This is a genomic window from Nostoc sp. DedQUE08, from assembly GCF_034530895.1.
Classification (GTDB): domain Bacteria; phylum Cyanobacteriota; class Cyanobacteriia; order Cyanobacteriales; family Nostocaceae; genus Nostoc.
In genome coordinates this window covers 20,862-43,400 of the sequence record NZ_JAVRCD010000010.1, presented here as the reverse complement: position 1 = coordinate 43,400, position 22,539 = coordinate 20,862, and the positions used below count along the sequence as shown (strand labels likewise).

Genomic DNA, 22,539 nt, shown 5'->3' with positions numbered 1-22,539 from the left:
GGTCACACAATCCAGATTTAGCTTATTTTTGACTAACTACAGCCACATCTACAGAGATTGTCTACAAAATCAGTGTTCTGCTTTTTTGTAGATATCCTTATGAGAAAATGCGACTGGTAAGCTCGATCAATCTTGATTTCTTTGTATATTTTGAATCAGAGGTTGCTGGTTATTTTGAACATTAGTTGAAGAATAGTGGGCGATGACAAATACGGGTAGGGTAAGAGTCAACAGAGCGATCGCAGTTCCCACAATGTCTGCCAAACGTTGGGAATATGTATCGGCATTGGCAGACTGGCTATTTGAATTCATACAAAATTGAAGTTCTTCGCAACACTGTGTAGGTTTACTCTCTGAGTGAGAGTATTAATACTATTTTAGCTATTTTTAAACTGTAAAATGTGTAGCATTCTACAATTTAAATCAGTTATACAACTGTCATAGTAGCCTTTTTATACATGGAGTTCTTAATACAAAGTTACAAGTCAACAAATCATGTTTTATTTTGTAATTAATATTTTCAGGTGTTTCCTTGTATGGTGTAACGGGTTGCATACGCAAAGCAAACTTTGACAGCATCATAAGTTACATTTTTTCGCTGATTAAAGATTAATTAGCAAAACATATTTATCCGATACTTCATGATTATAACATTCTATAAAGCTTTTGATAAGGTCATTTTACTGGAATTGCTAATTTGTGATACAGGACACAAAACCGCAATTGCACTGATAGATATTCAGTGCTTTTGATTGTTATATGGTAGTTATACACAAAATATTTGACACCAGAGAAAAAATAGTAGTAATGATTTTTGTAACCAATGATAACTACCGAATAAACACAGATACATTAACTGTATAAGGCTGAATGGATTCAGTGATATCACTAAACAAATATTTAAGAATTTAAATTTTGCAATCTGTGTAATATTACAGCCGTTTTGTCAATCTACATAAAGATAGAGTAAACAAGTTTTAGAAGGTAGCCTAGAGGTGTAGTAAGTTATTACCAAATCCCCATGTCTGAACAAAATACCCAATCCCAACTTCCAGATTCTAAATCCGTATAACTTTTTGAATAAATCAAAATCTCAGACGAAAAATTGTATAACAAATTAATCAGCTAAAAAAACCGCCACTAAATATAATAGGGCGGTTTAGTTAAGCAATCGGAGGGTAATTACAGATTACTCTGCTAATAAATGAAATTGCTGTAACGACGTTTGCACTAAATTGAGGATTGGGGATTGGACATTGGGCATGGGGCATGGGGCATTGGGCATGGGGCATGGGGCATGGGTTATTCTCCCCTTGTCTTTTTCTTCTCTACGTTCGCGCAGCGTGTCGCAGACAGACGCTGCGCGTAGCTTGCTTCCCTGTAAGTGTACAATTTTGAATTTTGAGTCGCACCTTTGGTGCGCTAGAAGCGCAAGTTGAATTTTGAATTGATTTCTCCCCACCCCCTACTGCCTTCCATAAACACTGATTGGTTCCTTGATAAATCGGGTGTAAAGATGCTTAAAGGTAGACTTAATGACGCGGGGCATACCAAAATCAATAGGGATTAACTTGTCTGGTAGCCGCCAATCTTCTATTTTTAATAAGTCAGGATTTAAATGTGGAAACTCTATGGCAGCAAGTTCTGGACAAACTCCTAGCCTTTGAGAAGCTGCAACTGTGGGCACTTGTTCAGGAGAAACATTGAGGATTTCTACCATTGCCCGATCTAAGGCAAATATATCTGATGCGGCTGCTAAAATGCCCAGTTGGCGAGGTTCCCCATTGCTGGGGCCATTACCTTCGTGACCGATGATACCATCTAATATCGTTAAGTCAGGGTTAATCGCTCTGGCAGTTTCTACTAACATTTCACCAAATCTATTCGCGTCTTTTCCCGCTTCCATATGCCACCAAGCTTTCATTTTGCCGGGGACACAACCAAACAGGTTTTTTACACCCAGTGTTAATGTTAACTGGGCATGTGATTTAACTTTCGGTAGGTTAATCACTACGTCTGCTTCCATTGCTTCTTTAGACAGTCGCAGATGGTTAAAATTGTCACTAACGGTTTGGTAACGCTGACCGTGAAAATCGATGATGGGAAGATTGAGTTCTTCTAAAATAGGCAGATAGCCATTTGCTATTGCTACACCCTTGGCACTACCAAAAGCAGGACTATCGCCCAAAAATGGCTTACCACCAACTTCAATTATCATTTGGGCAACTTGATAAACTAGTTCGGCACGGGTGATACACTCTTTACCAGGACGCGATCCGGTAAGTAGATTCGGTTTGAGTAAAACGCGATCGCCTTTTTTTACAAACGCTGCCATTCCTCCAAAAGGTTCCAGCAGCGTGACTAAGGATTCTCTTAAAGCCTCTTGTTCGTAAGATGTAGCCCGAATAAGACTAACAGCTGGTTTTTGAGTCTGCATGGTATAGGTAGGGGATAGAGGGAGCAGGGGGAGCAGGGGAAGTAGGGGAAGCAGGGGAAGCAGGGGAAGAAGAACTATTAATTATTGTCCAATGCCCCATGCCCAATGCCCAATGCCCCATGCCCCATGCCCCATGCCCCATGCCCCATAATCTATTATTCTGTTTTGAGTGGTACGATACCACTCATTTGTTCTAGATTTAACACTGTGGCTAAATCTGTTTCATTCATTAATCCGCGTTCTAAAACAATTTGCCGTAAAGATTTACCAGTTTCTAAAGATTCTTTGGCGACAGCTGCGGCATTTAAATAACCGATGTGGGTATTTAGGGCGGTTACTAAAGCTAAACTGCCTTCAGCATAAGCTAAACAACGTTCCTGATTGGCAGTAATTCCCTCAATGCAGCGTTCGGTGAGTGCAGCGATGGTATTGCCGAGAATTTCGATACTGTGAATCAAGTTATAGGCAATTAGCGGCATCATCACATTTAATTCTAATTGTCCGGCTTGGGCGGCTAAAGCGATCGCACTATCGTAACCCATCACCTGAAAACACACCATTGATGTCATCTCTGCCATCACTGGGTTATATTTCCCTGGCATAATCGAGGAACCGGGTTGCACTGGAGGCAGTTGAATTTCTTTGAAACCAGTTTTCGGCCCCGAATCCATCAACCGTAAATCATGAGATATTTTGGCTAAATCCTGTGCTAAGTTGCGTAAAGCACCAGAAACATTTACAAATGGCGCCATACTTTGCATAGCTGCCATGAGATGGGGTGCAGGTTCTAAAGGAGTATCAATCAATTCTGAAAGAACTTCTACCACGCGGGCGCGATACAAAGGATGAGTATTTAATCCCGTTCCGGCTGCACTACCTCCCAAACCCAGCACCATCAAATCACCAGAGGCGGTATAAATCCGGTTTTGGTGTTCTGTAAGAATGTGCGCCCATGCGCGAAAATTTTCGCCCAAACGCACAGGTACAGCGTCTTGTAAGTGGGTTCTGCCAGATTTGACGATATCTTGAAATTCTACAGCTTTGTTTTCTAAAGATGCGATCGCTCCATTTATTGCTGGGTGTAATGTTTTAGATAATGCCAATAATCCACCAATGCGAATTGCTGTCGGAATCACATCATTGGTAGACTGCCCATAATTAACGTGGTCGTTGGGACTAACACGTTTGTAATTGCCCTTTTCTTCACCAAGTATTTCTAAGGCGCGATTTGCGAGAACTTCATTGACATTCATGTGATGGGATGTTCCAGCACCCGCTTGATAAACATCCACAACAAATTGATCTCGGAACTTCCCAGCTAAGATTTCATCAGTTGCTTGGACAATCGCCTGACTAATATCTTGGGGAATGCAATTTAGTTCTCCATTGACAATCGCTGTAGCTTTTTTAATGATTAATCCTGCATCTACGTAGGTAGCTAAAGGCTTAATGCCGCTAATGGGGAAGTTTTCTATGGCTCGTAGCGTTTGTATACCGTAATAAACGCTACTAGCAATTTGGCGATCGCCCATCGAATCGCGTTCGATGCGGAATTGAGAGTCTGTGTGTTCAGTCATAGTATTGTTTTAAGAGAGCTTCAGAAAACAGATTTTCCCACGCAGGCACACTCAGATACACTAATCTGCATATATTTTGCATATTTGCTTGCCAGGTTGTTGCTTTACACTTGTTAATTTTGAATTTTGAATTTTCAATGACGCTACCCAACTGGATTACCTTCTCTCGCCTTCTAGGTGTACCATTTCTGCTTTATGGCTTGTACAACCCCACACCACAAGCTAGGTGGATATGTTTGGCGATTTTTATCGTTGCGGCGTTAACTGATTGGTTAGATGGCTATTTGGCGCGGAAACTCAACCAAATTAGTGAGTTGGGTAAATTTCTCGACCCCTTAGTGGATAAATTTCTAGTACTAGCGCCATTGATGGTTTTGATTGAACTAGAAAAAATCCCGGCTTGGGGAGTATTTTTGATTTTAGCGCGGGAATTAGCGATCGCTGGTTGGCGGGTGAATCAAACGACGATTACCGGGGCGAATATTTGGGGTAAACTCAAAACTGTTAGTCAAATAGTTGCGATCGCACTTTTAATTGCACCCTTACCTGAAGTGTGGCAAACTCCCTCTCTGATTGCCTTTTGGGTTTCTGTTGCCCTAACTTTAATTTCTGGTGGTATTTATCTTTTGCCGCAAAATCCAATTAAGGAAAATACCATATTAGATGTAAAGTGAACCACGAATAAGCTACATAGGAATATTGGCAGCAACCTCAAAACTCGGAATTTCGAGAGCAAAACTCGGAATTTTGAGATCAAAACTCAAAACTTCAGGATCAGAACTGGAAACTTCGAGATCAGAACTCGAAACTTGAGATTTAAAACTCGAAACTTCAGGATCAGAACTCGAAACTTGAGATTCAAAACTCGAAACTTCAGGATCAGAACTGGAAACTTCGAGATCAAAACTCGGAATTTCGAGATCAGAACTCGGAATTTCGAGATCAGAACTCGGAATTTCGAGATCAGAACTCGAAACTTGAGATTCAAAACTCGAAACTTCAGGATCAGAACTGGAAACTTCGAGATCAAAACTCGGAACTCGGAATTTTTAGAATTCGCAAACAAGTAAAGAGTTGAGTTGAACGAATACGAGAGGCAAATTTAGCGCTTCACTTTTACACAGCTAATACTTTATTTATCAAAATCATAGCTAGGTAATCCAGTAACATCAGTTTGGAGAGCAAACAAATCACCTGAGTAGAAACTTTTTTCTATCTCCGCTTGGCTGAGTCCAACTGAAGCGGTAGTAATGTAGAGTGTTTGCAAATCTTTGCCACCAAAGGTACAACTCGTTACGAGTGGAACGGGTAGATTAATCCGCAATATTTCTTCACCCTTGGGATTGAAACGAATCACACACCACCCATCCCACATCGCTGACCAAATATTTCCTTGACTATCTATTGTTAACCCATCTGGATGGAAAGATTCATGAGTTAAATCAACAAAAGTTCGGCGGTTGATAATATTACCTGTTACTGAATCAAAGTCATAAGCATATATTTTTTGGTGAGGAGAATCAGCTAAATAAAATGTCTTCTGATCTGGACTCCAACCCAACCCATTAGAGATAGTCAATCCTGTTTCCATCACATGTAATGAGCCATCAGCATCATAACGATAGAGGCTAGCATGGGGTTTTTCTGAAGAAGACATTGAACCGATCCAAAAGCGGCCTTGAGGGTCACATTTACCATCATTGAGACGGTTCTCTGGCAGATTTGCTTCAATCTCCAAAATGGGAGTAACTTCGCCTGTCTGGGTGTTGAGGAATGCTAGGTGATGACGTAGTGCCATAATTAATCTATCTGCACCTGCTGTTGCGATCGCACCTACCACATCTCCCACATCAAAAAAGCGATTTTTTCCTGTTGCAGGGTCGAATTGATGCACTCGATGGTTGTAAATATCAATCCAGTAAATTAGGTTTTGGGTAGAATCCCAGATAGGCCCTTCACCTAAACGCGCACGGGCTTCTAGTACATTGTGGAGTGGATATTGCACAATCTGGCTCATTTTATCAACCAACAATGGTATTTACAAAAACTAGTTTCAGTAACATTCAGGCAATTTTCAAAAAGATTTGCCTGACTAATAGAGAAAATTTTCATTCCTATTTCAGTAAAGACTAAAAACGCAATTTATCGCGTCTTTCTCAGGTAGAAGAAAATATTTTTGATTTGGACTCAATCTTTACCACGATCCGTTAACTTAAAATTAGTCGGTCAGGATTCCCTTTATGTACCAAACAGACCCGCCTCTATCTCCTAAAGAAGTCTTACCAACCATGTACGATCTTCCCAGTGAATACCCGGAGGACTCTGGTTTGCCTGACGAATTTCACTTTTTTCAGCCCCAACTTCTGCGCGAAACCTTCCGTCCACCTAACTATCCAACAGAGGAGGTATTTGTTGCCAGTGACTTAAATCTTTATTATGACCTCCGGCATACACTATGGTACAAACGCCCAGACTGGTTTGCAGCTGTGGGAGTTTCACGTCTCTACGAACAGCAAAACTTGCGTCTAAGTTACGTCATCTGGCAAGAAGGGGTTGCTCCTTTTGTAGTGGTAGAATTGCTTTCTCCTGGCACTGAAAAAGAAGACTTAGGACAAACTCTGCGGGAGATTAACCAACCACCGACCAAATGGGAAGTTTATGAGCGGATCTTGCGAGTTCCTTACTACATTGTGTTTGACCGCTACACTGACAAACTCCAAGCATTCCAATTAGTTGCAGACCGTTACAGCGAATTGGACTTGAGTACCCCACGGGTGTGGATGCCGGGTTTGGAACTGGGCTTAGGACTTTGGCAAGGTTCTTACCAACAAATTGAGCGATTGTGGCTACGTTGGTATGATGCAAGTGGGAATTGGCTGCCCACACCGCTAGAAAAACTAGAACGAGAAAGTCAACGTGCTAACAGATTAGCAGCACAACTGCGCGAGTTAGGCGTTAACCCTGATGAGTTTTGAAGATGTGAGGGGCATATCGCTGTCTGCCCCTAAACATCTTTACTCACAACGCTTTTAAAATTTCCTCATCTACAGAAAAATCTACTTCAGCTTTATCTTTTGCATTAGCCAAATAATCATTTTCCAGAGAGTCTTGTAAACCAGAAATCAAATCATATTCAGGATGCCAATTTAATTCTGTTTGCGCTTTATTTACCGAAGCAAAGAAATGCTGCACCCGCATCGGAAAAGCTTTGCGTTTGCCAAAATCAAACTTTTTCGGGTCGTAGTGGACGATTTTGACAGCATCGGGTGATTTGCCAGCCGCAACAGCGCTAGCACGGGCTAAACCATCAAAAGTGACAAAGCGATCGCCAGAGATATTATAAATCTGTCCTATGGCTTTTTCATTGCCCAAAACCTGAGTCATTGCCTGTGCTAAGTCCTTAACATGACCTAGTTGGGTGATATGCAACCCATTTCCGGGAATAGGAACGGGGCGATCGCGCACAATTCTGTCAAAAAACCAGCCTTCCAACTCATTATAATTACGAGGCCCGTAAATATAAGTAGGACGAATGGAAGTAAAAGGTAATCCCAATTGAGTCAGGTAAGCTTCTGTTTCATGTTTACCCTTATGACGACTTTTGGGATCTACAGCATCGCCTTCTACATGTGGCAATTGATCGGATTTGAGATATACTCCCGCAGAACTCATATACACAAAATGTTGCACTCGGTCTTGAAAAATTTCTGCTAATGGTTGAGTATCAGTAAGTTCTCGCCCGTTATTGTCAAAAATGACATCAAAGTTTTCTTGTGATAATTTTGCTTTTAATTGAGTAGCATCTGTGCGATCGCCTATAATTTGTCCTACTCCCTTTAAAGAAGGTGCTGGCCGATTTCCACGATTGAACAGCACCACCTCGTGTCCTTGTTCCACCAGTAATTGAGTCAAATAAACACCAATGAACCGAGTACCACCCATAATCAGAATTCGCATAAATTCACCCTTTCATATCAGTTTTCATCGAGGGAGTAGGGACTGGGGACTAGGAATTAGGGAGACAAAAAGAAATAACTAATGCCCAATGCCCCATGCCCAATGCCCCATGCCCAATCTGAGATTATCAGGTTGTAGTATCCATCTGGAACCTCTAAGGGAAAGATTCCGTCTTATGTGCTAATCTGGGGCGCTTCCCGTTAATTAATCACAAGAGGAAACTTTTAAGTTAACGTCATCAAGTTGGCCTTTGTATTTTCCATTTATTCAAGTTAGCTGTGCCCTTGAAATATGCTCTGGTTCATGAGTGGCTAACACCCAAAGCCACCGGTGGTTCAGAACTCGTTGTCCGAGAAATTTTGAATCACATTGATGCTGATTTGTATGCTCTCATCGATTTTGAATCCAGCAATCCTGAAAGTTATTTATATAAGCGTCAAATTGGTAAGACGTTTCTCCAGAACTTTCCTTATGCCCGCAACGGTATACAAAAATACTTGCCTTTGTGGCCCTTGGCAATTGAACAAATGGATTTGCGGCATTATGATGTCATTCTGTCTTCATCCCATGCTGTTGCCAAAGGAATCCTTACCACTCCCGAACAGATGCATATTTGCTACTGTCACAGCCCTATGCGCTATGCCTGGGACTTGACCTTTGATTATCTGCACCACAGCAAACTGGGTAGTGGCTTACCTGGATGGGTGACGCGATATTTATTACATCGTTTGCGCCAGTGGGATGTATTGAGTGCCAATCGCGTTGATTATTTCATTGCCAACTCGCAACATACAGCTCGGCGGATTTGGCGTTGCTATCGACGAGAAGCAACAGTCATTTACCCACCAGTGAATATTGCTCAATTTCTGTTTCTGTCTGAGAAAGAAGACTTCTACCTGACAGTTTCCCGGTTAGTGAGTTACAAGCAAATATCGTTGATTGTCAAGGCTTTTAATCAACTAAAACGACCGTTAGTAGTCATTGGTACAGGAGATGAAATGAACAAGATTCGCGAGATGGCAAACTCTAATATCCAAATACTGGGATGGCAACCCGATAATGTGGTAAAAAAATATATGTCTAGGGCTAAGGCGTTTGTATATGCAGCTTGTGAAGATTTTGGTATTGCCTTAGTGGAAGCACAAGCTTGCGGCACGCCAGTGATTGCTTATGGTGCAGGGGGTGCTTTAGAAACAGTGCGAGATATTCGCTCTGATGCGGATACAGGGACAGGTATATTTTTCAAGACGCAAACAGAGGCGGCTTTGGTGGAGGCAGTAGAAAAATTTGAAATGTATGAGGGTTCATTCAATTCTGAGTATATGCGATCGCACGCTGCGCAGTTTTCACCGCAAATCTTTGCAGATCGTTATCTAGATTTTGTAAACAAGTGCAACGAAAAAAGACCATTTTTGCAATGATGGTCTTGATTAACGTCTTATTTTTTTAGGCTTTTGGCAATTTCCCCCAGAAGCATCTCATTTTGGCTTTAATATTGGGACTATGTGTGGTGTGGATTATTAAGGAGTATGATGACTGCCCAGAGCTCACTCCTCTCCGGCAAGCGAGGCGTAAGGCAAGACACTAGAGCGTCTGTGCGTTTCTTAAAACGCGGTCAAAAAACGAAGACGCCAAAAGTTAAGCCCAAAGGTTTATCTTTTCAGGGTTTAAACGGAGAGTTTGCCAAGCGACTGTTCGATATAGTGTTTTCGCTGTCGGTATTGATTTTGTTCTTCCCCGTCTACTTAATTTTGGCCTTGCTGATTGCCTTCAGCTCAGAAGGGCCAATATTTTATGTCCAGGAACGGGTAGGGAAAAATTACAAAGCGTTTAATTGTATTAAATTCCGAACAATGGTAAGCAATGCGGATGAAATCCTCATGCAAATGATGGAAACATCGCCCGAATTGCGACAAGAATTTGAGAGCAGTTTTAAGCTAAAACAAGACCCCCGGATTACCAAAATTGGTCGATTTTTGCGAATTACTAGCTTAGACGAATTTCCCCAGTTCTGGAACGTTTTAAAAGGGGATATGAGTGTAGTCGGGCCCCGACCCTTGGTAAGAGAAGAACTTCCAAAATACGGTTATCACATTGATGAGATTTTAACAATCCGTCCAGGAATTACTGGTTTGTGGCAGGTATCTGGGCGTAATGACATTCCCTATCCTCGGAGAGTCCAAATAGACCTGCATTATGTCAAATTTAGGAATTTCTGGCTTGATTTATGGATCATCTTGAAAACTGTTGATGTAGTAATTCTACCCAAAAATAACGGCGCATACTAAGTAAATACTTAGGGTGGATTCTGTGGGGCAGTTAATGCCCCTAAGTACCAATTCTCCCCTCACAGGATTGCTCATGTTTATTTCTATCATTTGTGCTTTTCTACTTAATTCAGACTTCTGTGAGTGTGGATATTTGGTACTTTTGCGAGAAGTCTAATTTCAAATGGCTATTTTATTAAGTCTTCACATAACTAGAGATATATGAAGTTTTGACAAAAAATATATATAAAAATAATCTCGATCGTCTGGTAGAAGAAAATATACATAATTAAATAATTTTGAGTTATCTAAATGTTGGACTTACGTGCGAAATTGCTTTTTCTTCAGTATATTTATTTACGGAAAAAGTTTCATAACAACAAGAACTCGTAGGTTTCCCATTAGGCAATTCAGCAATTAGTTGCTAGGTTGTATCAGATTGGCTGTAACTTTTTAATCAAAGACAATAAGGGATAATTGAGCATGACGCAACAGAAGCGAGCGTTGATTACTGGTATTACTGGACAAGATGGTTCATATCTAAGTGAGTTTTTGTTGGAACAAGGTTATGAGGTTCATGGGGTAATTCGCCGGACTTCTACCTTCAACACAGACCGCATCGATCACATTTACGAAGACCCCCACAAAGAGGGAGTGCGCTTGTTTCTTCACTACGGTGACTTGACAGACGGTACAACGTTACGGCGTATTTTAGAAGAAGTAAAGCCAGTAGAAATTTACAACCTCGGCGCTCAATCCCACGTCAGAGTCAGTTTTGATTCACCAGAATACACAGTAGATGCAGTAGGAATGGGGACATTGCGTCTGTTGGAAGCAATTCGAGACTACCAGCATCGTACCGGAATTCAGGTGCGATTTTACCAGGCGGGTTCTTCAGAAATGTATGGTTTAGTACAAGCAATACCTCAAACTGAGACAACGCCCTTTTATCCCCGCAGTCCCTATGCCTGTGCGAAAGTTTACGCTCACTGGCAAACTGTAAATTATCGTGAATCTTATAATTTGTTTGCTTGTAATGGCATACTTTTTAACCACGAGTCACCACGGCGGGGTGAAACCTTTGTAACCCGCAAAATTACTAGAGCGGTAGCTGGTATCGTTGCTGGGAAGCAGAAAAAGATTTATATGGGTAATCTAGATGCCAAGCGAGATTGGGGCTATGCGAAGGATTACGTCAAAGCAATGTGGTTGATGTTGCAGAAAGACCAGCCAGACGATTACGTAATTGCTACTGGTGAAACCCACTCGGTACGAGAGTTTTTGGAACTGGCATTTAGTTATGTGAATCTTAATTGGCAAGATTATGTAGAGTTTGATGAGCGTTACCTGCGTCCATCTGAGGTAGAGTTGTTGATTGGCGATTCTACCAAAGCACGGCAGAACTTGGGCTGGACACCATCAGTAACCTTTGAAGAACTAGTTTCCCTAATGGTAGAAGCAGACTTACAAGCATTGGGTCATACTTCACCCAATGGAAAAGGTTCGCAATTTCCAGATGATATTGCAACTATTCGTCAAACACTGGGCGCTTTGCACTTCTGATTCGCATCACAGAGGATAAAATATGACCGCCTTAGAACTAAAAAATAAACGGATTCTAGTCACTGGTGGATCGGGGTTTCTAGGCCGTCAGGTGATAGATCAACTGTGTAAAGCAGGAGCCGATCGCGAGAAAATTACAATACCGCGATCGCGCGATCACGATTTGCGGGTCTGGGAAAATAGCCAACGTGCAGTTGACCAGCAAGACATAATCATCCATCTAGCAGCTCATGTCGGTGGTATTGGTTTGAACCGCGAAAAACCCGCAGAGTTGTTCTACGATAACTTGATTATGGGAACCCAGCTAATTCACGCTTCCTATCAAGCGGGAGTAGAAAAATTTGTTTGTGTTGGCACAATCTGCGCCTATCCTAAATTCACTCCAGTACCATTCAAAGAAGACGATCTGTGGAATGGTTACCCAGAGGAAACTAACGCCCCTTACGGAATTGCAAAAAAAGCGCTTTTAGTTCAATTGCAATCTTACCGTCAACAGTACGGTTTTAATGGGATTTACCTACTGCCAGTAAATTTATATGGCCCAGAAGATAACTTTGACCCCGGAAGTTCTCATGTCATTCCAGCGTTAGTTCGCAAAGTTCACGAAGCCCAAATTAATGCAGAAAAGCAACTTGCAGTTTGGGGTGATGGCAGTCCTACCCGTGAGTTTCTCTATTCAGAAGATGCAGCGCGGGGGATTGTGATGGGGACTCAATTCTATAATGAATCGGAACCAGTTAATTTGGGAACAGGTTATGAAATCTCCATTCTTGATTTAGTAACTCTAATCTGCGACTTGATGGAGTTTAAGGGGGAAATTGTGTGGCAAACTGATAAGCCTAATGGTCAACCCCGCCGCTGTTTAGATACTGAACGGGCAAATCTTGCCTTTAATTTCACGGCTCAAGTGAGTTTTGAGCAAGGGCTAAAGAATACCATTGAGTGGTATCGTCAACACGCTGCATAACAATGTACTGCTGAATGTAGAGTGATACAAGCTGGGCGATGCCCAGCTTATTTTTTTGAATATTTTTATTTATATGGACAAAGTCAATCATCAACTAAATAAAGCACAACTGCGCCGCACTCTACTTAAAAGACGTAAATCAATGTCCGTTGGAGAATGGAGAGAAAAAAGCGATCGCTTATGCTTTCATTTACAAAATTCTACTTTGTTTACCCAAGCAAAAACAATACTCGCTTATTTCAGCTTTCGCCAAGAACCCGATCTCACTCCACTATTTGCAAACACAAAATACCGTTGGGGATTTCCTCGCTGCGTTGATAAATCCCTATGTTGGCATATTTGGACACCGAGTGTTCCTATCCAAAGTGGCGCTTATGGGATTAGTGAACCACACCCCGACGCTCCAATCTTAGATGCTGCCGAAGTAGATTTGATTCTCGTCCCTAGTGTCGCTTGTGACTATCAAGGATATCGCTTAGGCTATGGCGGCGGATATTACGATCGCTTGCTCAGTTTACCGCAATGGCAGACAAAGCCGACTATCGGAATTGTCTTTGATTTTGCCTATTTGTCTCATATACCTATTGAACCTTGGGATAAACCACTACAAGTTATTTGTACGGAAACCGGATTGACTCAAAAAGGTTCCAGGATTCAGGATAATGAGGACACATTATCAAATGTTTTATGACTAATCCAACGTCATCTACCACTGAGCAGGAAGCAATAATTGACGAAATTATAGCAACTAGTCTCCAAGCTCAACAAAAAACAGGCCCAGACCTCCGCCAAATTCATAGCAAAAGTCATGGACTCGTTTGGGGAGAGTTTATTATTGAACCCAATCTTCCTGAAGACCTAAAAGTAGGTTTGTTCAAAACGCCTCAAACCTATCCTGCGTGGATTCGTTTCTCTAGTGGTGGTTCGCCTGAAAAACGTGGTAAATTTCACTCCGATAGCCAGCCTGATGTTCGCGGTATCGCCATCAAGGTGATGAATGTGGACGGGCAAAAAGTCTTGGATGATGAAGAAAAAACTCAAGATTTTATACTTAACAATTATCCTATTTTCTTGACTAAAGATGTTCGTGATTACGCCGACCTTTCCCAAGCAGGTAGTGGAAAACTGTCCCCAGAACGGCTGGAAGAACTTGGTTACGCCTTTGCTATCTTGCAAAAAATTGGTAGCAAAAAGGTAGGAAATCCACTTTTGATTCAATATTGGAGTATGGCTCCGTTTAAATTTGGTGAGCGGATTGTAAAATTATCTGTCAAATCTCAACAACCTGAAAAACCACCAGAAATACTTCCAGAATCAGAAAATTACCTTCGAGAAACGCTGGTCAAATATTTGACTGAAGAAGGTCGAGAAGCATCTTTTGACTTCCTAATTCAGTTTTATGTAGATGACGACAAAACACCGATTGAAGACCACGTTCAGGAATGGCAAGAAGCAGATTCACCATTTATTAAAGTTGCAACTGTGCGTATTCCCAGTCAGAAATTTGACTTTGAAGAACGCAAACGCTTAGATGAGGGTATATTGTTTTCCCCTTGGCATACACTGCTAGAGCATGAGCCTGTTGGAAGTGTGAATCTCTCTCGTAAGAGGCTTTACAGCGAACTTGCAAAGTATCGGCGAGAACAAATTGCCCAACGTTCGCGGGAACCACAACCTTATGTAGCGATTGAAGATTAACTACTGTGAATTGGCTTTAGCCTGTAAGAGAAACTTTTGAACCCTGTGTGTACAGAAGCTAAGTTGCAAAAAAATTGTAGGTTGGGTGGAGGCTTTGCATAACCCAACATCCTGATAATCAGTTGGGCTGCGCTCCGCTCCACCCAATCTACGTCTACTTAATCAACGACGAACTGTGTCACAAAGATACTGTCCTCCTGTCGCGCTAAAACAAGAGGTGCGTTGTTTTGCCGCTTCTCCTGCTGGAATAGGTTTTAGTGAGGCGATAGTGTAATAAGAAACTCCAGCAAAAGTATTACCAGGCCCATCAAGGTCATTAAAAGTTATGGAAGTTCCTGAAGCTACTTTACTAAAATTCCATTCTTTTGGTGCATAGCCATAAGCTGTTGACCGCCACATTTGCACGTAAACCGTTTTACCAGGTAAGTTAGCAGCATTGACTGTAAGATCAACAGTTGATGAAGACATGCTCAGTCGGCTGGAAACAGGTGATGCAAAAGGAATGCTAGAGCTAGAAATCCTATTTTGAGAAGTTATAAACTCTGGGTACTGTAGTTCTCTGGTTGGCATTTCATCAAAAAACATTGCGATTTCCTGGCTTCGATTTGCCGAGCAAACCCCATTTACCTTTTGAGTTACACTCACGTGAAGGTGATAGGGAAGCGTAGCACCTACAGATGTCGTATTTCCAGATATAGCTATAACTTGCCCTTGCTGTACTGTTTGACCTTCAGAAACTTTAAACTCATTTAGATGCAAGTAAATGGAGCAAAAATTGTCTCCGTGGTCAATAATCAGCATATTACCGCCACCCTCAGAGTCGAACGCTTTACGATAAACTGTGCCACCACGAATAGCTAGGACATTTTCTTTATTCATACCAAAATCAATGGCATGACGACCAGTTGCTCTGTTGTGAGTCCCTGTTACCTTACGAGATTGACCAGCGGCAAAGGGAAGCTTAATGTTTTTATATTGTCCATAAACTACAGCATCAGCACTTGGTGGTTTGATGCTCAAGCTGAGTGCAGGAAGTATTACAGCGAATGCACTAATTAAAGCTAAACGTCGTATGTTCATAAATTTCCAAAACTTAAATAACTGAAAAGAATTAATGGAAAGCCAAACAACAGTATATTTGTAATGATTTAACTGTTTGTCTTGCTATATCTGTTTCACCTATAGGACTTTTTCTACCTGTAGATATATTTAAACATATTATTGACACAAGTCGATCAATTAAATAGGATTAAAAATCTAGCTAGGTATCCCTCAAATATTTTTTAAATAAACAGCAAATAGCATTATTCTTACATTACTATTGAATTAGAAAATCACATTTATAATTATTTTGCTGACTGTGCAAATATCTTTTATGAAAGGAATTTTTCCTCATTAATCAAATGCTGAACTGGAAAAAGTCACGATCGCAAAATCTGCTAATGTATGCGCTGTTGGGAGCGATCGCACTGTTGATGCTCTTTCCTTTACTATGGCTAATCAGTACATCCTTGAAATCGCCAACGGAAAATATTTTTCAGTCGCCGCCACAGTTGCTACCTAGCCAACCGACACTAAATAACTTCTCTAGTGTGTGGAACTCTCTACCTTTTGGACAATACCTGTATAACAGTACCTTGGTATCAGTGCTGACTGTGGGCTTAAATCTGCTGTTTTGCGCCTTGGCTGCCTATCCGTTGGCAAGATTATCGTTTGTCGGGCGAGACTGGATTTTTGTAGCGATCGTCTCTACGATTATGATTCCCTTCCAAATCGTGATGATTCCCCTTTATATTTTGACAGTCCAGATGGGTTTGAGAAATACTTATTTAGGGATGATTTTTCCGAGTTTAGCTTCTGCCTTTGGCATTTTTCTGTTGCGCCAAGCTTTCATGAGTGTCCCCAAAGAAATAGAAGAAGCCGCCCGGATGGATGGCAGCTCAGAGTTAGGATTATGGTGGCATATTATGTTACCAGCAGTTCGCCCAGCACTGGTAACTTTAGCTATTTTCGTATTCATTGGTGCTTGGAGTGACTTTTTGTGGCCTTTAATTGTCATCCAAGACGAAAATTTATATACTCTTCCCTTGGGAGTCGCCAAGCTAGCAGGTACATTTTCCCTTGACTGGCGGTTAGTAGCGGCTGGCTCAGTGATTGCGATCGCCCCAGTATTATTACTATTTTTGTTTTTACAACGTTACATTGTACCTACAGAAACAGGTAGCGGTGTCAAGGGATGAAAAAAGAATTCAGAATTCAGAAGTCAGAACAAGAAAGTGGTAGATGAGGGAGATGAGGGAGACAAGGGGACAAGGAGATAAACAAAACTCCTAACTCTTAACTCTTAACTCAGCACGGGCTAAACGCCCCGCTGACGCTAACAGTACTCCTAATGCCCAATGCTCTAATTTAATAAGCCCCAGTCTTTTTCAAGACTACCCAGATAGTTTTAATAATCAGACTCAGATCGTAAGTTACAGACCACTTGCGTTGATAATCCATATCCATTTTCACAATGGTTTCAAAGTCTGTAATGCTGGAACGCCCATTAGCTTGCCATTCGCCGGTAATGCCTGGTTTGACTCGCAATCTATCCCAGTGGTGTGGATCGTAATTGCTGACTTCATCAGGAGTAGGTGGACGAGTACCAACTAAACTCATGTCCCCTAACAAAACATTCCAAAATTGAGGGAATTCATCCAAGCTAGTACGCCGCAAAAATTTCCCAACAGGAGTAATGCGAGGATCGTCAACGGATTTAAAAATATGACCTTTGGCTTGGTTCTCAACCAAATGCTTGAATTTATCAGCATCGACTATCATTGAGCGGAATTTCCAGATGCGGAAAGTTTTTCCGTTTAAACCACAGCGAATTTGAGAATAAAATATTGGACTTGGCTCATGAATAAAAGTAGCAATTGCTACAGGAATTGCTATTATAAATGTAACAATCAGCCCGACAATGGCTCCAACAATGTCAATTAATCGTTTTCTCACGCTTAACGTTGACGGGTGTGAAGGCTGTTGCAAACAATTAACTGAATAAAGATAAAGATTATTCACAAGAACTAACTTAGTTTTATAACAGGAATTTTTACATTAGTAGTGTAGACATAGACATGATTGTTAGGCGATTTTTTCTACTGTTGTCGATACTACTGAGTGTTAATATACACAGATTTTAGCCGATATAAAAACCAAAAACCAAAAATTTACAGAATCTTTCAATTCAAGTGATAGATTGTAAAATTACGGTATTTTATCCATCTAATAAAAACTAATAAAAAGATAATACTATCGTACATATCCCACATATCCCAAAAATTACTGTGCTGAAGTACTAGTAGTAATTCGCAAAATTCCAAATGCTCGTAACATAAGCATTTGGAATTTTGAGTAGTATTCTTATTTCTAGCGCGATCTGCTAGTCTCAACGATCGACCTCTAAGGCAAAATTCACCGTATATGGTTCCTCCAATGATTGCTGATTACTAGCCTTAATTGCATCTAGATAGCGACGTAAAGACAACAGTTGTTGAGAATTGGGACGATAAGTGAGACTTCCTTGTTTTTCAAAAAGTGGTGCTGTGACGATCGCCTGATAGTCAGGATTTTCTTGCGAACTCTGGGTAAGCCAGGTTGATTCTGTGACTGAAGGTATCAAACCGGAAGGCAGTTCACCTTCCAAAAAAGCCAGCAGCCGTTGCTGACAAATGCGAGTATTAATCCCACGACCCTCAAATAACTGAATAACTTCACCGAAAGATAAGGGACGGTCTGGTAGCAATCGCAACAATTCTGTGAACAAGAAATAATCAGTGTATTGTTGCCTGGGTATATCTAAAATCTGCGGATGCAGAGGCAGCATCGCCAAACCATAAGCAACTCGGCTGCAATTGGGAGCGCCGTTTTCACCGAGATATAAATCTTGAATAATCTTAGTGCTGGGAAGTTTTTGGCGTAACCAGCGGTTCACCGTCCCAATACAAGCCACTCCACCAGTCAGGATCGCTTGATTAATGGCTTCTGTGGGGATACCACGAGCTACCAATAACTTGTTAAGTTCTCGGTTCAGGCGGCGCACAAAGGGAATAAATACTTGGCTTTCTAAGTCTCGTCGCTGCAAAACCCACCGCTGATCGGCTAATTCTAGGGTAAAAGAGTCTTGGTGTTGCAAAATCAGCTTTAGGGCTAATGCCGCATCTAATACCGCCTGTCCCAGTAAAGAACTTTCTAGACGTTGCTGGAGACGAATTCGAGCGGTGATATCTGGTTCTCCGACTCTAGGTATTTCTAATTCTTCCAACCCTAAAGTCTGCCAACGCATTTGGTCTAAACCGGGAATTGACGGTTGCCATTGCCAAGAATTACTCGTGGTAGTTTTGCCATCGCTTGGTGTTTCTCTGCGTGATTGCCGAGATTTCGGTGGCAATAGCAGTTGGCAAATTATATCTTGTTCAATACCCTTGCCAGCATAAGCAAAACTATGGAGCATGAAATCATTGTATGTCAATTGCTGCAAGGTTTCTGGTAGATTCACCAGCAACATTTCTGTGGCAGTTGTCCCAATGTTAATCACCAGGGTGTTGCCAACAATCGGATGTTCGCTAGTTTTTGCTGGATGAGTACTTTGAGCATCGCTTAGTTTTACTTGCTCACCATTAGCAGCATCAAGTTCCGAAAGTAGGCTAGCGATCGCTTCTTCAACAAAAAATACTTGCTGGGGATGTTGAATGAGTTTGCTAGTGAGTAAAGCTTCCCGCACATTAAAGCGGTATTGTTCCGACCAGCTAGATGGACAGGTACAAATTACACCAGCAATATGATTGATAATCTGGGGAAAATCTTGTTCGCCGATCCCAACAGCGGCAGCCATTAAACTAGGGGTGGTACTTGTTTTTTCGGATTTGAGAGTTAATAGTAACTTAGAGAGCGATCGCACAACCCAAATCAAAGGCCCTGCCGAAAATTCATTTAATTGCAAAACAGGTTCCCATTTCTGTCGTTCGCTCTTGTAGGGAATGGCTACTTGTAAGTAAGGCTTCAACTGCGCTGAGTAGAGGTTATTTTTCGTCGGATCTGCTGTCGATTTTGGTGTTGCAGGAGTAGTAGCCGAGCGATCGGGTGCTTTATCTTGGGCAACAGCCGCAGGTGCTGTCTGCTCATGTGCTTCGATAGTTTCGTTTTCACCGTGGGGTACAGAAGCTGTAGGCAGATAAACCTCTGTTGGTAAACGAAACGATTGCTGAAAGGAACTTGTTCCTGGCGGATTTTCTGCTGACCAGTAGATAGGATGTACAACAAAAGTCGAGCGATTTAATAATGTAGCGGAAATTCCTGTTGTACCTAAATCAATTCCTAAATACCAGACTGATTCTAAAGTATTTAACGAAACTTCTGGATTATTTATGGAGTTGGCAATCGGAGGTAAAGAACTTTCGGGAACAGGAGTTGTGACTTCCTTTTTTTTTTCAGTTTCTACCTGGGGAACTGCCAAACTGGAGAAAACAGCTGATGTATTTTCCGTTATTTGGAGATTTTCAGGGGAAGTTGTGGGGATTGTATTTTGAATGTTATCAAATGGTTCCGAGAAAGCACTCAAGTTATTAGCTGGCTGCGACTCAGAATTTAGCTGCCGATCGAAATTAGCCAAATCCCGATCTAATTGCTGCAACTGTTCTTCATCTAAAGAAATATCTGGTACGGCTGGAGACTGGTTTGATTCAATAGAAAGTAAGTTTTCTTGGGGTGAAGCAGCAATGTAGTTATCTGAAGACAGTTCGGAGCGATCGCTGTTAATTAATACTTGCGATGTGGCGATATTTTCGCTAGGCTCTGCCAAGGCAATTTCTGGTACTTCTGGAGTCACTGGTGCTGTGGTTGTGGCATCATCCATAAAAGATGACACTTCCAGCAGTTGCAGTTCACTATCTCTATCAGGCAATAGGTCAGTTCCTGTAGCTGTGGCATTATCCACAGAAGAAGATGAGACTTCCAGCAATTGCAGTTCACTATCGGTATCAGGTAATAACTCAGTTAGGGTATTAATTGTATCAACACTAGCTGGCTGAGTGCCGATTTGTACTGATAAACTGTCTATTTGTGGAGTAGAGAAGCTAAGAGGTGAATCTAGGTCAGTCTCTTCTTCAAAAAATAGTTCTTCCTGTGGCTCTGATGAATCTGTGCTTTCTTTTCCTAAAGTCTCTGGGGTTGAAAGATCCGTATCTGGAGTAATAACCGCAGAATCCACGGTTGGAGAGACAGGCGGGGTCTGGGCGATGTTCAACTGTGATGCAGAGGCTGTGGAAGCAGATAAGTCATTTGTGGGAATATCGAGGCTGGGATTATTAACATCACCAGCATCAAACAAACTGGCGTAAAGTTGGTCTACTTCATCACCAATTGCCGCAGAAATATCTTCCGGTAATTCGGTCGGGGTTTGAGAATATTCAGATGATACACCAAGCTGCAACAGCACTGCATCTAGATCCTCTGTGAGCGTAGTTTCCTGTTGCTCAATTGCGAGTAGAGATGAAGTTTCTGGCTGGATAAGCTCCAATGGTTGGGGCGCAATTCCAGCAGCCATCTCGCTTGGTTCAGTCAATGATGGTAGTGTCTCAGATTCTCCTCCCAGGAAAGATGACTGCGAACTAGGGGATTCTTGTTGCAAATGCTGGGTCAAATTGTTGACAAAGCTGGCCATCAGCTGTTCGCCTTGCATCCCCTTGCTATGCATTCTTGCCAGTGCTTGCGACAGGGATTCGTAATAAGTATTAATATTGCGCTGTAGTGCTTCAAAGACTACATTCACTGTCCCATCTAGTGATAATAGGCGTCGATCTAACTCCCTAGCTAGCTGGGTTAAGCGCTCCACATCGTCAGAGGATTCTAATAAAGATTGAGTTGCAGAATTTGCGTAATTAATAGCTTCTGAAGAACTGGCGGAATTTTCCCTCGTCTGTCCAAGCAGTGGTGTTAAAGTTGGCACAAGGCGACTCATGAGTACCTGTAAAAACTCGGTAATCATTTGCTCCTGGTTTGTCAACTGCTGCGCTAAGGAGTAGTTTTGCAATCGCTTTTGCTCTAGTTGCCGAATTTCTTGTATGAGAGTGGCTCGCTCTTGCAAAAGCAATTCTAATTCCGATCGCAACGGCTGAATCAATCTCGAAAATTCATTATTTAATTGTCCGGTGCCAACAGTATTCTCTTCCTGAGTGAGTTCGGGCGGTGGTAGTGGATACTGATTATTACCGCGATCGATAAATTTTGTTAACAAAGGCGATGGCTCCCCCAAGGGCGATCGCGGTTCTTCAGAAGACTGATTTGGGATGCTGCTCTCTAATGCTTCTTTTTCTTGTAACCTCACCAAGAAGTCGCGAATTCGCTCTAAAACTTCTTTCGGCTCTTGCGCCTGACCAGACAAAAATCTAGACAGGCGCTTGCCACCGCTGGCAAGTAAGTTGTCAATGTCTGCGATCAGCTTTTGAATTTCATCTGTACTAAAAGTCACTTTGATTACCTTACTTAAAAATGTATGTCAACTAATGTGACAATTAATTTACAATCACCGTATCCCTATGGGGATCTTGCTACGCGCAGCGTCGACCATAGAAGAAATTTTGAGTGGCCAAAGCCGCTACTTGGAATTGTGACTAGTCATTATGTTATGGATTACTGGGAGTCGTGGCAATCTTCAATCATCGAAGAAAACAAGGAAAAAAGTTTCTCTTTGTCCCCCCATCTCCTTGTCTCCCCCTCTCCTTGTCCTCTTCAGACAGCCTTTGCTCGAAAAGCCTAATTTTGCAGGTCATTGGTTCCCTATTTTTGAAAATCCCTAAAATACCTGAGCAATAATTTACTCCCTTTAGTATCATTAATGTTGTTTGCCTATATTCATAACTAATCAAGTTTGCAGTGCAGCTAGCCCCTAAGCAATCCAACCGCAGGCTATAAACTACTTTTTGCAAAACTTTTACCCCGTTTAAACTTATAGGTAAAGATTATTTAGAAAAACTTATTGTCGCTTTCTTGTGTAGCATAGTTTAGTTTTTTCTTTGAAAGGGAGCTGTGCAA

Annotated in this window: 17 protein-coding genes; 9 read left to right on the top strand and 8 right to left on the bottom strand. The window is 41.7% G+C overall.

Annotated features, from left to right (window positions below):
* Window positions 1–126: 126 nt before the first annotated feature.
* From RMY64_RS09155 to RMY64_RS09145, 3 genes are all read right to left on the bottom strand, one after another.
* Window positions 127–312: a hypothetical protein gene (locus RMY64_RS09155; RefSeq protein ID WP_104905165.1), complete on the bottom strand. Its 186-nt coding sequence runs from the start codon at window positions 310–312 to the stop codon at window positions 127–129.
* 1,153 nt (window positions 313–1,465) lie between these two features.
* Entirely contained in the window at window positions 1,466–2,437 is a 972-nt protein-coding gene (locus RMY64_RS09150) for a DUF362 domain-containing protein (protein WP_322671156.1), read from the bottom strand.
* Between the two features lie 155 nt (window positions 2,438–2,592).
* Entirely contained in the window at window positions 2,593–4,014 is a 1,422-nt protein-coding gene (locus tag RMY64_RS09145; protein WP_322671157.1) for an aspartate ammonia-lyase, read from the bottom strand.
* 137 nt (window positions 4,015–4,151) lie between these two features.
* Here RMY64_RS09145 and pgsA point away from each other — a divergent pair, with 137 nt between their 5' ends.
* Complete coding sequence (gene pgsA, locus RMY64_RS09140) at window positions 4,152–4,688, top strand: CDP-diacylglycerol--glycerol-3-phosphate 3-phosphatidyltransferase (RefSeq protein ID WP_322671158.1); 537 nt, start codon at window positions 4,152–4,154, stop codon at window positions 4,686–4,688.
* Window positions 4,689–5,146: 458 nt separating this feature from the next.
* On the opposite strand, the gene RMY64_RS09135 is transcribed toward pgsA, so the two are convergent.
* Window positions 5,147–6,031 carry an SMP-30/gluconolactonase/LRE family protein gene (locus tag RMY64_RS09135; protein ID WP_322699848.1) on the bottom strand — a complete coding sequence of 295 codons (885 nt, stop codon included), beginning with the start codon at window positions 6,029–6,031 and terminating at the stop codon, window positions 5,147–5,149.
* Window positions 6,032–6,254: 223 nt separating this feature from the next.
* Between RMY64_RS09135 and RMY64_RS09130 the strand changes: the two genes are divergently transcribed.
* On the top strand, window positions 6,255–6,989 hold the full coding sequence (locus tag RMY64_RS09130) for a Uma2 family endonuclease (protein WP_322699847.1): 735 nt from the start codon (window positions 6,255–6,257) through the stop codon (window positions 6,987–6,989).
* Window positions 6,990–7,032: 43 nt separating this feature from the next.
* On the opposite strand, the gene RMY64_RS09125 is transcribed toward RMY64_RS09130, so the two are convergent.
* Complete coding sequence (locus tag RMY64_RS09125) at window positions 7,033–7,971, bottom strand: NAD-dependent epimerase/dehydratase family protein (RefSeq protein ID WP_322699846.1); 939 nt, start codon at window positions 7,969–7,971, stop codon at window positions 7,033–7,035.
* Window positions 7,972–8,249: 278 nt separating this feature from the next.
* Here RMY64_RS09125 and RMY64_RS09120 point away from each other — a divergent pair, with 278 nt between their 5' ends.
* From RMY64_RS09120 to RMY64_RS09095, 6 genes are all read left to right on the top strand, one after another.
* The gene (locus tag RMY64_RS09120) at window positions 8,250–9,392 is read left to right on the top strand and encodes a glycosyltransferase (RefSeq protein WP_322671162.1); all 1,143 of its coding nucleotides are present in this window, start codon (window positions 8,250–8,252) and stop codon (window positions 9,390–9,392) included.
* A gap of 111 nt (window positions 9,393–9,503) precedes the next feature.
* The gene (locus RMY64_RS09115) at window positions 9,504–10,259 is read left to right on the top strand and encodes a sugar transferase (RefSeq protein WP_322671249.1); all 756 of its coding nucleotides are present in this window, start codon (window positions 9,504–9,506) and stop codon (window positions 10,257–10,259) included.
* 462 nt (window positions 10,260–10,721) lie between these two features.
* Window positions 10,722–11,801: a GDP-mannose 4,6-dehydratase gene (gene gmd / locus RMY64_RS09110; protein ID WP_322671163.1), complete on the top strand. Its 1,080-nt coding sequence runs from the start codon at window positions 10,722–10,724 to the stop codon at window positions 11,799–11,801.
* A 22-nt stretch (window positions 11,802–11,823) separates the two neighbouring features.
* Window positions 11,824–12,768, top strand: a complete 945-nt coding sequence (locus RMY64_RS09105; protein ID WP_322671164.1) for a GDP-L-fucose synthase — start codon at window positions 11,824–11,826, stop codon at window positions 12,766–12,768.
* A 73-nt stretch (window positions 12,769–12,841) separates the two neighbouring features.
* Window positions 12,842–13,459, top strand: coding sequence for a 5-formyltetrahydrofolate cyclo-ligase (locus tag RMY64_RS09100; protein WP_322671165.1), 618 nt, complete (start codon window positions 12,842–12,844; stop codon window positions 13,457–13,459).
* Window positions 13,456–14,466 carry a catalase family protein gene (locus tag RMY64_RS09095; protein ID WP_322671166.1) on the top strand — a complete coding sequence of 337 codons (1,011 nt, stop codon included), beginning with the start codon at window positions 13,456–13,458 and terminating at the stop codon, window positions 14,464–14,466. The genes RMY64_RS09100 and RMY64_RS09095 overlap by 4 nt, the downstream gene beginning before the upstream one ends.
* 162 nt (window positions 14,467–14,628) lie before the next feature.
* On the opposite strand, the gene RMY64_RS09090 is transcribed toward RMY64_RS09095, so the two are convergent.
* Window positions 14,629–15,546 (bottom strand): M23 family metallopeptidase, encoded by a 918-nt coding sequence (locus tag RMY64_RS09090; protein WP_322671167.1) that lies wholly within the window; start codon window positions 15,544–15,546, stop codon window positions 14,629–14,631.
* A 323-nt stretch (window positions 15,547–15,869) separates the two neighbouring features.
* Here RMY64_RS09090 and RMY64_RS09085 point away from each other — a divergent pair, with 323 nt between their 5' ends.
* Window positions 15,870–16,706 carry a carbohydrate ABC transporter permease gene (locus tag RMY64_RS09085; RefSeq protein WP_322671168.1) on the top strand — a complete coding sequence of 279 codons (837 nt, stop codon included), beginning with the start codon at window positions 15,870–15,872 and terminating at the stop codon, window positions 16,704–16,706.
* 169 nt (window positions 16,707–16,875) lie between these two features.
* Here the strand turns inward: RMY64_RS09085 and RMY64_RS09080 are convergent, their stop codons facing one another.
* Together RMY64_RS09080 and RMY64_RS09075 are read right to left on the bottom strand one after the other, a co-directional pair.
* A complete protein-coding gene (locus RMY64_RS09080) occupies window positions 16,876–17,529 on the bottom strand; it encodes a sugar transferase (protein ID WP_322699845.1) in 654 nt (217 codons plus the stop codon).
* A 367-nt stretch (window positions 17,530–17,896) separates the two neighbouring features.
* Entirely contained in the window at window positions 17,897–21,976 is a 4,080-nt protein-coding gene (locus RMY64_RS09075) for a hypothetical protein (RefSeq protein ID WP_322699844.1), read from the bottom strand.
* Between the last annotated feature and the right edge of the window lie 563 nt (window positions 21,977–22,539).

Excerpts from the sequence above, each read along its gene's own strand:
- RMY64_RS09155 (WP_104905165.1), bottom strand. The coding sequence starts at position 312 with ATGAATTCAAATAGCCAGTCTGCCAATGCCGATACATATTCCCAACGT.
- RMY64_RS09150 (WP_322671156.1), bottom strand. The coding sequence starts at position 2,437 with ATGCAGACTCAAAAACCAGCTGTTAGTCTTATTCGGGCTACATCTTAC.
- RMY64_RS09145 (WP_322671157.1), bottom strand. The coding sequence starts at position 4,014 with ATGACTGAACACACAGACTCTCAATTCCGCATCGAACGCGATTCGATG.
- pgsA (WP_322671158.1), top strand. The coding sequence starts at position 4,152 with ATGACGCTACCCAACTGGATTACCTTCTCTCGCCTTCTAGGTGTACCA.
- RMY64_RS09135 (WP_322699848.1), bottom strand. The coding sequence starts at position 6,031 with ATGAGCCAGATTGTGCAATATCCACTCCACAATGTACTAGAAGCCCGT.
- RMY64_RS09130 (WP_322699847.1), top strand. The coding sequence starts at position 6,255 with ATGTACCAAACAGACCCGCCTCTATCTCCTAAAGAAGTCTTACCAACC.
- RMY64_RS09125 (WP_322699846.1), bottom strand. The coding sequence starts at position 7,971 with ATGCGAATTCTGATTATGGGTGGTACTCGGTTCATTGGTGTTTATTTG.
- RMY64_RS09115 (WP_322671249.1), top strand. The coding sequence starts at position 9,504 with ATGACTGCCCAGAGCTCACTCCTCTCCGGCAAGCGAGGCGTAAGGCAA.
- gmd (WP_322671163.1), top strand. The coding sequence starts at position 10,722 with ATGACGCAACAGAAGCGAGCGTTGATTACTGGTATTACTGGACAAGAT.
- RMY64_RS09105 (WP_322671164.1), top strand. The coding sequence starts at position 11,824 with ATGACCGCCTTAGAACTAAAAAATAAACGGATTCTAGTCACTGGTGGA.
- RMY64_RS09100 (WP_322671165.1), top strand. The coding sequence starts at position 12,842 with ATGGACAAAGTCAATCATCAACTAAATAAAGCACAACTGCGCCGCACT.
- RMY64_RS09095 (WP_322671166.1), top strand. The coding sequence starts at position 13,456 with ATGACTAATCCAACGTCATCTACCACTGAGCAGGAAGCAATAATTGAC.
- RMY64_RS09090 (WP_322671167.1), bottom strand. The coding sequence starts at position 15,546 with ATGAACATACGACGTTTAGCTTTAATTAGTGCATTCGCTGTAATACTT.
- RMY64_RS09085 (WP_322671168.1), top strand. The coding sequence starts at position 15,870 with ATGCTGAACTGGAAAAAGTCACGATCGCAAAATCTGCTAATGTATGCG.